Raw genomic sequence first — 12,460 nt, 5'->3', positions numbered from 1 at the left:
CTTTTTAATATGTTTTATTCTTATATTTAAGTGGTTTTCTAATTTAAAATATATAAGCCATATGATATTTCACATGGCTTATTTTTTTAAGAGAAATAAGTTAGTTACAAACCAAAGGTTACCATTGGTATTTTACGCCAATTTCACTTAGGTATAGCGTTTGTTTATTATCATATCCTGACGTAATTCCATTCTTTTTAGGTGATTTCCATGTTGAAGGCTCATAGGCAAACTCACTCCATAAAGTCAGTGATGGGGTGACTTGGTATTCCACGAGAGAGCCAATGCGGAAGCCATTTTTAATTTCCTGTGTTAAATAATTATTTTTATCATAGGTATTTTCTTGTAAGAAATAACGTGCATAGGGGGTGATTTTCCAGTTGGGTTTAATGGTAATGGGTAGGTACGCACGAACTTGTGATTGTAAAAAGCGGGTACTGAAATGTTTATCCCATTGGTTATCAATATAAACAGTGAATTTTGCTTTTAATGCATCTGAATATTTATAGGTCACACCAAATTCGGTTTCTGCTTCATGACTGCTGTCATTGAAATAATTACTGTAATAAAAATAAGAGAGCCAAAAGTTAAAAGACCAATCATCATTGAAACGGTACTCGCCGGCAGGAGTTAAGCCATATAAACGATTCGAAGAACGTGCTTTGGTGTTGGGTTCGACATCGTTTGACTCTTTTCTGTAACGAAAACCAAGCTCTAAGTCTGATGTTGGGGTGTTAATCATTTTCTTGATAGCATCAATTTGCGTGCGATTTCTAATGTAAGAATCCCGTGAAGTCGTGAAGTTACGGCCATGATTCCTTAAAGATTCGCGGTGTTCAAGAGCAAAGCGCCAGGCAGATTGCGGGTTGAAAAGCTTTAGTTGCCCAACGGTGCTGATTTTATCGTAGACTTTATTATTAAATGAATCCCGTTGTCCTTGATATTCTTCTATTTCCAAATAGATATTGGTATTAACTCGCCAAGAGTCATTATTTAATTCAGAGAAACAAATTGTAGGGAATATAATTATGATGCTATAGATTAAACCAACTATATATTTCATATTTATCCTTCAGGGTGAGTTTTATTAGTGTTAATTATCTAGTTGAGCGATTAGAGAGATAAATGTGTATTAACTTTTATAGATTGTCTACCGTTATTATTTAATAGATGATGAATGGTATATATAAATTAAAAATCTAATAAGTTGCATCTTGTTGTTATTTTTGGGAGTTTTATTATTGTCGGTATAAAGGTGTATTTTTATTTATAACTTTATTTAAGATTTTTAATCATATGTTTATTTGTTAGTTTTAAATTTAATTAATAAATATTAATTAAATTTAAAACTAAGTGGTAATTGTATTATATGGTTGGTAATTATGAGAATAATAAAAATATTGATGTGATGCTTTTATTCATGTTGGAATTAATTAAAATAAAAAACCGCCAATATTTGGCGGTTAATCTCAAGGTATTAAAATAACCTTATTTAGATTTTTTCGCTTCAGCAGCCGCTTTAACAATAACAGCAAAAGCGTCAGCTTTCAGAGAAGCGCCACCCACTAAGGCACCATCGATATCTGGCTGGGTAAATAGCTCAGCTGCGTTGCTGGCATTAACAGAGCCGCCGTATTGGATGATAACTTGTTCAGCAATGGCTGCATCTTTTTTCGCAATATGAGTACGAATAAATTTATGGATTGCTTGTGCTTGTGCTGGTGTTGCTGATTTACCTGTACCGATAGCCCAGATTGGCTCATAAGCGATAACGGCACCTTGGAAAGCTTCTGCACCTAAAGAATTCAATACGGCATCGATTTGACGAGCGCAGACTTCTTCGGTTTTACCCGCTTCATTTTCAGCTTCAGTTTCACCAATACACAGTACTGGGATCAGGCCTTGTTCTTTTAAGACAGCAAATTTCTTAGCGACAAATTCATCACTTTCGTTGTGATAAGTACGGCGCTCTGAGTGGCCGATAATGATGTATTTGGCGCCAACATCTTTTAACATTTCAGCAGAGGTTTCACCTGTAAATGCACCTGATAGGTTAACGTCAACGTTTTGTGCACCTAATGCAATGCGACTGCCTGCTAACGCATGTTTAGCTTGAGTCAAATAAATCGCAGGTGGTGCAATAGCCACATCACAGCCATCAACGCTGCTGAGTTCATTACGCAAGCCAGCGACGAGGTCATTGACCATCTGTGTGCTGCCGTTTAGTTTCCAGTTACCCATTACCAATGGATGTCGCATGTTATTTCCTCCAACCAGAGAGTTTGAATGATTAATCAATAAGTTATTCATCACACGCTTATGTTACACGCGTAACGTGACAATGTTGTCGCCATTCACCTTCTGCATTATAAGAACAATGGATAATAATAGCTTTGCTTTTCATCATGCTTGTTCTTAGAGCGTGATCACAGTCAGTTTAGGGTGTTTGTTGTTCTAGCTTAATCGGTTCAACAGCAAAAGTAAGCACATTATTGTCACTTTTTACTAAAATATATCTTAAAGCGCCTAATCGAGCTTCTTCCGCGTGAGTTGCACTATTATTGGCAATAAATTTATTTAAGGCTTCCGTAAGCTCAGGGGCTTTATCCAGTGAAACTTCAGGGGCAAATATACGGACCATTGCCATGGTATAACTTTCCATTAATTGTCGATTTTTTTGGTTTTCTTGTGGGTTATCAGACGGTAGTAATGTGATCTGTAAACTTTTAATTTTTTCACTTCCGCGTTCTAACACCGCAGAGGAATAAATTTGTTGGTTAATTCGAGAAGCTGCTCGAATATAGGGAGCTGCGATATCTTGGCTAGCAATTACTTTATATTCATGAAGATATAAGTCTTTGTATGCTTGATTGAATTGGTTACGTAATTCAGGAATAGTGAGGTTAAAAGAAGGCGCATCAGGGGCTAAATAGGAGACCTCAAAGTCAGTATCTGGCAGCGTTGGGACTTTTTGAGCAAAAGCCAGTTGTGGCACACTAAGTACAAAAATGGTTATGATGGCGTATACAGAACGAAATAAAGTTTGGGTCATTTTTGAGCCACTCATTTTTAGTTTTCCACATTGTATCAGGATTATAGGTAATGACATTACAACAATGGGCTTTTTCCTTCAAAGGCCGTATCGGTCGCCGGCCATTTTGGGTAGGTATTGCAGTCATTTTTATTTTAATGACGGTAATTGCCCTGTTACAAAATGCACTGCTATTCTCTGAAACACTTGCTATATCGTTATTTATTTTACTACTTTACCCTTTGGCCGCTATCTTTGTGAAGCGTTTACATGACCGTGGAAAATCGGGTGGGTGGTTTGCGCTGATTTTATTGGCATTTGCTCTTTTTTCAATCGACGTCAGCCAATTTGAACCTGTATGGCAATGGGGGATAGGGCGCTTTTTACCATTATTAATTACTATGATAATGGTACTTGATTGTGGAGCTTTTGTGGGGATGGATGGTGTTAATCACTACGGTGAAGAAACAGAAACGGTGGATTATTTATAGCGTCAATGCCATGTAGTCCGACTACCATATAACATGAATGCTACCCTGAAAATATTTCAGGGTAGCATGCTAAATTACCAGTATTGCTCACTCGAAATATGACCAGGTTTGCGGCGTAAATGTTTAACCATGTTACGGTTATTTTTTAGTGTATCGCGAGTGTCCCTGACCATTTCAGGGTTACCGCATAGCATAACGTGGCAGGTGTCAGGCGAAAGGGCTAGGCCAACAGCGTCTTCGAGTGCATGATTTTCAATTAAGGCTGGAACACGGCCATATAATGAACCTGTACATTGTTCGCGGCTCACCACGGTGACAATTTTTAATTTCCCTTGATATTGTTGTTCCAACTTTTTCATTAAGGACAAATAACTTAAATCTTTCTCATAACGGACCGCGTGGAGTAAAACAATGTTCTCGAAGCGCTCAAGGTCTTTGCCTTCCTGTAAGATGGACAAAAAAGGCCCAATGGCGGTACCTGTTGATAACATCCATAAGTTTTTACATTCGGGTATTTCGTCTAAAACGAAGAAACCCGCAGCTTCATCCGTGATCTGTAACGTATCATTGGGTTTTAATTGTGCTAATTTTGGGCTAAGTTTCCCTTCGGGGACGATGACAAAATAAAATTCAAGTCGGTTATCACTAGGTGCGTTGACGTAAGAATAAGCTCGCTGAATACGTTCGCCTTCGATTTCGAGTGCCAGTTTGGCGTATTGTCCGGCGGTAAAGGGTTTAATTGGCGCCTCAATGACTAAGCTGAATAATGAATCAGTCCAAAATTTGGCTTCAATCACTGTTCCTGTTACCCAATTTGCCATAGATCCCACCTCTTCATATTGTAAAATCGACCATCTGAAAAATAACTCATTTTTGATGTGAATGAGCCAAAGCATGGTTCACTAGGATTTAATACTAAAACAGTTCATTATTTATGCTTATCGATAATGTGTTCCAGTGTTTTATTCTTAATATTGGTCTATTTTAAAGTTCAATGTACAGTTATGTTGACAATTCTGGCGAATATTACTGCCATTGTCGAAAAATATAAAATGTCGCACTACTACGAAAAGATAGCTGCTTTTGTTATCTTAGTCACACTCAAGCAAAACGCATTATTTGCTATTTATTAAAAATGGCATAAAAGCGTAGAGCAGTATTTTTATATTGATAATTAAGTACCTAAATAATTTTGCGTTATTACAATGAAATAATGCGGCGTTATTTTGTGTCCGAAATAGCGTGCATTTGAATTATTGGATGTATTTGAGAGAAAAATGAGAAAACTGGAACATTTTAATTTGCTATTGATGCTAATTGCATTGGCAGCAGTCGGCCAAATGACACAAACTATTTATGTTCCTGTCATTGCTGAAATTGCCGCTTATTTTAATGAGCCCTCTGGTGCTGTTCAACAAGTGATGGCGGCTTATTTATTTTCTTATGGTTTTTCGCAGTTAGTTTATGGGCCGCTATCTGACCGAATTGGTCGCCGACCTGTTATTTTAACCGGTTTAACGATTTTCTTATTTTCAACGGTTGTGGCAATTTTCGCGCCAACGCTAAATATACTTACAGTGGCAAGTGGGTTACAAGGGCTAGGAACTGGTGTTGCCGGTGTAATGGCAAGAACAATGCCTCGAGACTTATATAAAGGCACAGCGCTGCGTTATGCAAATAGCCTATTAAATATGGGGGTGTTAGTCAGCCCATTATTGGCTCCCATGTTTGGTGGAATATTAGCGCACTTTTGGGGCTGGCATGCTTGCTATATTTTCCTATTTATCTTAGGTGCCTCAGTATTATTGAGTATGTATCGTTGGCTACCAGAAACGCGGCCGGTTTCCCCAGAAAAGCACAGAATGTTGGCCTCATATCGTGAATTACTTTCAAGTGGTTCATTTCTCTCTTACCTTGCCATGCTAGTTGGTGCGTTAGCTGGGATAGCGGTATTTGAAGCCAGCAGTGGTGTATTGATGGGTGGTGTATTAGGGCTAAGCAGTATCACCGTGAGTATTTTATTTATATTGCCGATTCCTGCCGCTTTCTTTGGCGCTTGGTATGCAGGGCGAGAGGGAAAAACGTTTTATAATTTGATGTGGCACTCAGTGTTTATTTGTTTATTGGCTGGCTTTATGATGTGGGTGCCAGGCTGGTTTGGGATTATGAATACATGGACATTGTTAGTCCCAGCAGCGGTATTTTTCTTTGGCGCTGGTATGTTATTTCCCTTAGCAACGACAGGGGCTATGGAGCCTTTCCCTTATTTGGCAGGTGCTGCAGGAGCACTCGTTGGCGGCTTACAAAATGTCGGTTCAGGTGTTGCGACTTGGGTTTCCGCCTTGTTACCACAGAACGGGCAGTTTAGTTTAGGATTGTTGATGTTTTTAATGTCGACGCTTGTATTGTTGTGCTGGTTACCTTTAGCAAAACGTATGAATCACTCAGAACGCATGGTTTAATGGGATATGGTCAGGCTGCAAAAGACAGCCTGACCATCAAATTACGCGCTTAGCAGTATATCAGCTTGCTTTTGTGGCGGAATTGATAGCACCGATGAATACAAGGAGCTAGGTTCCTCTTCTGGCATTGATGATATAAGTTCCGGCAACATGACTCCTGAATTAAATATCACTGGTTGGTTATAATCTAGAAATTTTGTATTTTCTGCTAATTGTCCGGTTGGATTTTGAGTGTTTTGTTGGAGCCAAATCAACTTTGGTACAGTATGGTCCTGCAAGTGTTGGTCTATATGAATGATTATTCCATCCAGTTTTAACTCAGGGGTACTGTCTATCGTGCCTTTTATTGTTAATTGATTTTGTTGTACTGAAAAATACCATTCCTCTATTGGTATGCTTTCTTGAATTTGTTTTTGGTCATCACTTGTCCTTAGTGTGACCCAAAAAGAGTACTGGCCATCAGGCAAGTTTAGGTGAGTAATATCCACCGTTTGTTCGAAGTTTACATCCGCAACTAAAGGTTGCTCGACTGTGTAGTAGATCACATCGGGTATTGCTGAGTAATGCCTTGCGTGAGTATCAAGGTGATTGAGCGCAATAAAGTTCAAAGAGGTATCAACCTGCGAATCTTGGCCAAATGGGTCAGATAATGAAAAATATTGTTGATGTAACCGGCCTTTTTCAACCCACTTGGCGCAAAGTGCACTTTTTGAGGTGATTTTGTCGAGATTGACTTTACCTGTCGAAAAATCAATTAAGCCTTCTTCTGTTGCTGCCCAGTAAATAGGGGCACCTTGCCAATAATTATCGAGAATCAGCTGGTTGGGTAATAAATAGCCATCACTGTTTGTTAATACACGGCAAGCTAATGAATCCGGGTTGTTATAGTGGGAGATCAACTGCCCAAGCTCTTTTTTGTAGTTCAATTCATGTACAGTAAACTGAACCAATTCGCCTTTATCTGCAATATTGAAGCTCTCTGTACGTCGGATTTGTAATACTTCGGTCGATAACCCATTCGGAGTTGCATAAGTGACGGTGAATGCATAGTCACCATTAGTATCAAATGGACGGCCAACCCCTGTTTTTAGGTTATGGTAATCGGCCGGCAAGCTCCCTATGGTACGGTCAACCGTGATGGTGCTATAAGGGTGTGGGGTATTATCTGCCATTTTAGTAAACTGATGCTGTATCCAATAAATCGCTACATCACGTTGATGAGGGAATTGCTCAATTTGCGTTAGTTTACAATATTCAGCGTAATTTTGTTGGGTTAGTGTGACCCATTGTTTATTGGTTTGATCCCAGTGCTGATAAAAACCGTCACCTGCAAACCCGCCATCTTCGGTATCTTCCCCTTTCGTTTTATTATGTTGCCAGCGTACTCTTCCACTTAAAAATTGGTGAATTTTTTGGTTATAGGCATCTGCGTGAGGCAAGAAGGCATCATAAGCACCACTTCGAAAAGGAACAAAGCTGGAAAGCATGGTTGGCATGGCTTGTTGTAAGTGACTGTGGAGATCGTGATAAGTGACATAATATTGCCTAGATTGGTTATAAGCTGGGTTTTTACCATGGCTGTGAGGGTCGTAAGGGTATACTAACTTATCATCATCACCTAGTTTATTGGTATGAGGCAAGCCAAGACCGTGACCAAAAATCTCATGAAACATCACGTTAGGTTCATGAACTCCGCCACCGTTGTTGGGCGACCCAAGCCCTAATAGCGCAGTGCCAACATTTGAAGGTAGGGTTTCAATCGCAGTATATTGATAATCAGAATCAGCATTGTTAGCAGTTTGGTATTTATGACTATTATTATAAGCCCAAAAAATTTGTGCACTGGGGTGATAGTCAATCTCTTCAGGGTTATCATAATGAGGATGAATAAACGGAATGGTGTTGCTATTGGTGTCAGTTCTAAGTGGCGTTAAGCTTGGGTGACTCACCGTAGCAGGAAGGCTATGCACTGTGAGCTGCCCAATCGGTAAAACTGTTACCGCTTCTTTTCCCCAACTTAGCGGGGAAGATGAATAAACGCCATGTCCTTGTTGATATAAACTGTGGCTATCAACATGAATAATTAAGTGGTTATCAAGGGTGACATTGGGGGAGAATAGGCCATATTGGTTGGTTTCTTCGGTGATAATGGGTTTGCCATTAACAGTGATAACGAGGTTGATATCCGGTTGTATCCACTCACCTTTTAGCGGAGCTGTAAAGCGTTGCTGATGCCAATTTTGCGCTGAAACATTCATCTGTTGGGGGAGCGCTGTTAATTTTTGGGGCAAATGATCCGGGCCAGTTAATCTCACTCGACCTAATATTTTTCTTTCTTTATTGCTGACGATGGCTTCAATATCAGGGGATTTTGCCGCCGTTTCGCTGGTAATTTCCACATTCAATAACGCCCAGCGGTTAGCTGTTAAGCTCATGTGCTTATCGGTCATACTCTGCAGGTGAGTCTGCGCAAGTTGAATATGATGGATTTGCATATCACTTGGTGTTGTGTTGTGGCGCCGTTGGGGTTCATGATAAACAGGGTCTGGAATGGAATATGTGCGTTTACCAGGAATGCGCAGTTGTGGTGTATTTGCGGTTTGTAACTGAATGGAAAGGGGTTGGGATTGCTGCCCGTTAGGTAGAATAGCAATAAAATCAAATTGATCTGAGTGGGTTTTAAATTTTGCATTATTGGCAATGTATTGCCATTCGTTGGTGGTGTTATTTAGCGTTAATTGACCAAATTTGGGCTGCTCAAGGATTTTGTAACCCTTAATATGGGGGCTATTTGGTAGTTTTCCTGTTATGGCACCCACAACTAACTGATTTGGGAGCTCATCTGGGTTTTCTGCTACTAAAATAGGTAGAATTTGAGGAACGCTTTCTTGCGCATCATGTCGAGAGATCGCCGGTTTTGTTTGTTTCAATTGGAACTGGCGAAAAATGATATTTTCACCAACAAGTTTTAAGGTATTCTTTTCATAGCGGATTTTAACCGCAGGAAGCTGATTTACTGCCATTATTTTATTTACATCGGTTTCGACTGAATGGGCAATCTGTTGCCAAGATGATGTTTTTGTAATTGGAACGTCATGTAAAGACAACACCTTGTTATACTTCATATTTTCTATAGATATTGAGAAATATTGGCTGTTTTTTCGTAACTCATCGGTTAGCTTCAATGAGTTTATTGCTTGGGTTGGTAGGGTGATAATTTGCTGGAAACTGTGATTTTCTAAGGTGCGGCTGGCTTGCTCAATAGGCTCTACTGGATTAAGTTCATCAATGAGTTGCTGGGTCGATACTGATGGTTTTTTGTCTTTATCTTTGACTATCAATAAACTGCCGCCAGTGAGTTCCAACCAATGGCGAACTAGATCGACTTGTTTGTCATTGGCATTTTCGGGCAAGACGACGATATTATAATGGCGATGCCATTGCCCGCTTGGTAGTAATAAATCAGCGAGCTGAGCTTGTGCTCGAGTTTCTCCATTAATCCATTCATGGGGTGAATTAAAGCTTTCGACAAATAAATTTTGCTTGGGGTGGAAACTAAATCCAGAAAAATGTTCAGTACCGAGGGCACTCAATAAATAAGTTTTTTTATTTTCACCTGCTAACCGGGGTCTATCACTTAACCAATTGAATAACTTAAATGCTTTTTCGCCGTCAGCGGATAGTTCAGGGTTATCCTTTAATGCATTTATCAAGGCGGTATCTTGTTGAATAATTGCCACTCTCCCTTTTTTATACCATCCTAGTTGTAAGTTGCCTTGCTGTATCTCATCAGCAAATATTTTAAGGTTATCCATTACCATAATCCATTTTTTGAGGGTTAATTTTGAATTTTATTGAAATATTATTCTAAATAAACTGCAAAAAACGGTCTAATTTATTATTGTTTTAATAACTGCATTTTCATTGATTAACTAATTAGTTATTAGAAGAAAGTCATACTTGTAGGGATAAAATAAAAAAGGCCATATGATTCATATGGCCTTTGGGATATTAGAAATAAAACAGATTAAAAGATGGATTAGCCACGATCTTCCCACTCTTGGGCACGAGCTACGGCTTTTTTCCATCCCTCGTATTTGAAATTACGTTCCGTCGTTTCAATACCTGGTTTGAATACACGCTCAATGGTCGCCTTGCTCTGTAACTCATCAAGATTACTCCAGAAACCAACGGCTAAGCCTGCAAGGTAAGCGGCTCCCAATGCAGTGCTTTCTCGCACTTCAGGGCGTTCAACAGGAGTACCTAAAATATCTGACTGGAATTGCATTAAGAAGTTATTGGCGACAGCGCCACCATCAACACGTAGTGCTTTTAAGCGCTCACCTGAATCTGCTTGCATTGCATCAAGTACATCACGGGTTTGATAAGCGATAGATTCTAATGTTGCACGGATAATATGGTTGCGGTTTGCACCACGTGTCAGGCCAAAAATAGCACCGCGCGCATATGGGTCCCAATATGGAGCTCCCAAACCAGTAAAGGCAGGAACAACATACACGCCATTGCTGTCTTTCACTTTAGTGGCAAAGTACTCTGAGTCTGTTGATTCATCAATTAATTTCAATTCATCACGCAGCCATTGGATAGAGGCACCTCCGACAAATACAGCGCCTTCAAGTGCATAATTGACTTCACCTTTTGGGCCACACGCGATAGTCGTCAGTAGGCCATGATTTGAACGTACAGCAGTCTCTCCCGTGTTCAGAAGTAGGAAACAGCCTGTTCCATAGGTATTTTTGGCCATTCCTGATTTGACACACAGTTGGCCATACAGAGCGGCTTGTTGGTCTCCCGCCATTCCTGAAATTGGAATACGAGTCCCACCTTTCCCCCCAATATTGGTTTGCCCGTAGACTTCGGAAGAAGGGCGCACTTCAGGAAGCATTGCTCGTGGAATATTGAGCGCTTTGAGAATTTTGTCATCCCACTCGAGGTTACGGATATTGAACAACATGGTTCGAGAGGCATTGGTATAGTCGGTGACATGAACACGCCCTTGTGTCATTTTCCAAACGAGCCAAGTATCGACAGTACCAAACAATAACTCCCCTTTTTCAGCTCGCTCACGTGCGCCTTCAACATGATCTAAAATCCATTTGACTTTTGTACCGGAGAAATATGGGTCAACAACCAGACCGGTATTTTGGCGAATATACTCTTCTAAATCGCGGTCATTTTGTTTTAGATGGGTACAAAAGTCAGCAGTACGGCGACATTGCCATACAATTGCATTATAAACAGGCTTACCTGTGGCTTTTTCCCAAACAATAGTGGTTTCACGTTGGTTAGTGATCCCAATCCCAGCGACTTCATCGGTACGGATATCCGCTTTAGCGAGTACTTCCACTAGTGTTGAGCTTTGTGATGCCCAAATTTCCATTGGGTCATGTTCCACCCAACCTGGCTTAGGATAAATTTGGGTGAATTCACGTTGTGAAATACTGACAATATTCGCATCATGGTCGAGTACAACAGCACGTGAGCTGGTTGTGCCTTGGTCGAGTGCAACAATATACTTTTTCGCAATAGTGGTTTCAGTAGTCATAATTTAAGCCTGTTCCGAGGATTTGGTGTTTTTAACGGATAATTTTTCTGTTTTGGTCTCTTCTTCACATACCATGCAAGGTAAGTGGCGACCAATCAGCTTGCGATAGGCGAATGCGCCTAGCAGGCCACCAACAATAGGTGCTGTCAATGGGACAAGGAAATAAGGAATATCGCGGCCACCAGTCAGAGCGATATCACCCCAACCAGCGAGATAAGCGACAACCTTTGGACCAAAGTCACGAGCAGGGTTGAGTGCGAACCCAGTGAGCGCGCCAAATGACCCACCGATAACAGCAATCAAAATACCGATTAACAATGGTGCAAGTGGGCCACGTGGGACACCATTGCCATCATCGGTTAGCGCGAGTATTAAGCAAACAAGAATGGCCGCAATAATGACCTCAATAAAGAATGCATGAGGAACACTAATTTGTGGTGCTGGGTAGGTTGAGAAAACACCCGCAGTAAATAAGCTTTCTTGTGAGCCTCTAATGATGTGATGAACTTGATCGTAATCGAAAAATACAGGGGAATACATTGAGTAAACTAATGCGGCAGCAAAGAAGCCACCTAGCATCTGTGCGATGATATAAGGAACAACTTTGCGCTTATCAAAACACGCGAATAGCCATAGTGCGAGAGTAACGGCTGGGTTTAGATGGGCACCCGAGGTGCCAGCGGTTAGGTAAACGGCTAAAGCAACGCCAAAGCCCCATATAATACTAATTTCCCACAAGCCTAGTTGTGCGCCCGCTATTCTAACGGCAGCAACACAACCTAGACCAAAAAAGACCAGTAGCGCAGTCCCTAAAAACTCTGAGATGCACTGACCCGTGAGTGATGTAGTCGTCATTTGGCTCATATGTTTCTATCCTACGAAAATGAAAAATATTGTAATGTTTTTTTAA

At 40.5% G+C, this 12,460-nt stretch carries 10 protein-coding genes; 3 read left to right on the top strand and 7 right to left on the bottom strand.

The window, feature by feature from the left end:
* Positions 1–118 precede the first annotated feature (118 nt).
* The 3 genes from M1F17_RS19895 to M1F17_RS19885 form a co-directional block, all read right to left on the bottom strand.
* Positions 119–1,063 (bottom strand): OmpG family monomeric porin, encoded by a 945-nt coding sequence (locus M1F17_RS19895; protein ID WP_318837122.1) that lies wholly within the window; start codon positions 1,061–1,063, stop codon positions 119–121.
* 425 nt (positions 1,064–1,488) lie between these two features.
* Positions 1,489–2,259: a triose-phosphate isomerase gene (gene tpiA / locus M1F17_RS19890; protein ID WP_036959102.1), complete on the bottom strand. Its 771-nt coding sequence runs from the start codon at positions 2,257–2,259 to the stop codon at positions 1,489–1,491.
* 178 nt (positions 2,260–2,437) lie between these two features.
* Positions 2,438–3,067: a DUF1454 family protein gene (locus M1F17_RS19885; RefSeq protein ID WP_172412255.1), complete on the bottom strand. Its 630-nt coding sequence runs from the start codon at positions 3,065–3,067 to the stop codon at positions 2,438–2,440.
* Between the two features lie 35 nt (positions 3,068–3,102).
* Here M1F17_RS19885 and M1F17_RS19880 point away from each other — a divergent pair, with 35 nt between their 5' ends.
* Positions 3,103–3,522 carry a DUF805 domain-containing protein gene (locus M1F17_RS19880; RefSeq protein ID WP_094961896.1) on the top strand — a complete coding sequence of 140 codons (420 nt, stop codon included), beginning with the start codon at positions 3,103–3,105 and terminating at the stop codon, positions 3,520–3,522.
* Positions 3,523–3,596: 74 nt separating this feature from the next.
* On the opposite strand, the gene fpr is transcribed toward M1F17_RS19880, so the two are convergent.
* Positions 3,597–4,343, bottom strand: coding sequence for a ferredoxin--NADP(+) reductase (fpr, locus tag M1F17_RS19875; protein ID WP_136135347.1), 747 nt, complete (start codon positions 4,341–4,343; stop codon positions 3,597–3,599).
* Positions 4,344–4,526: 183 nt separating this feature from the next.
* Between fpr and M1F17_RS19870 the strand changes: the two genes are divergently transcribed.
* Together M1F17_RS19870 and emrD are read left to right on the top strand one after the other, a co-directional pair.
* Positions 4,527–4,655, top strand: coding sequence for a hypothetical protein (locus M1F17_RS19870; protein WP_255468617.1), 129 nt, complete (start codon positions 4,527–4,529; stop codon positions 4,653–4,655).
* A gap of 144 nt (positions 4,656–4,799) precedes the next feature.
* Positions 4,800–5,984, top strand: coding sequence for a multidrug efflux MFS transporter EmrD (gene emrD / locus M1F17_RS19865; protein WP_144140837.1), 1,185 nt, complete (start codon positions 4,800–4,802; stop codon positions 5,982–5,984).
* Between the two features lie 41 nt (positions 5,985–6,025).
* Here emrD and M1F17_RS19860 read toward each other — a convergent pair whose 3' ends face one another.
* The 3 genes from M1F17_RS19860 to M1F17_RS19850 all read right to left on the bottom strand — a co-directional run bounded on the left by M1F17_RS19860 (position 6,026) and on the right by M1F17_RS19850 (position 12,414).
* Positions 6,026–9,799, bottom strand: a complete 3,774-nt coding sequence (locus tag M1F17_RS19860; RefSeq protein WP_279837866.1) for a hypothetical protein — start codon at positions 9,797–9,799, stop codon at positions 6,026–6,028.
* Positions 9,800–10,023: 224 nt separating this feature from the next.
* Entirely contained in the window at positions 10,024–11,550 is a 1,527-nt protein-coding gene (gene glpK / locus M1F17_RS19855; protein WP_004265295.1) for a glycerol kinase GlpK, read from the bottom strand.
* Positions 11,551–11,553: 3 nt separating this feature from the next.
* Positions 11,554–12,414, bottom strand: a complete 861-nt coding sequence (locus tag M1F17_RS19850; protein WP_004265297.1) for an MIP/aquaporin family protein — start codon at positions 12,412–12,414, stop codon at positions 11,554–11,556.
* Positions 12,415–12,460 lie beyond the last annotated feature (46 nt).

Origin of the sequence: Providencia sp. PROV073 (assembly GCF_033688125.1) — a bacterium.
Classification (GTDB): Bacteria; Pseudomonadota; Gammaproteobacteria; order Enterobacterales; family Enterobacteriaceae; genus Providencia; species Providencia hangzhouensis.
This window is presented reverse-complemented; position numbering and strand designations above follow the sequence as displayed.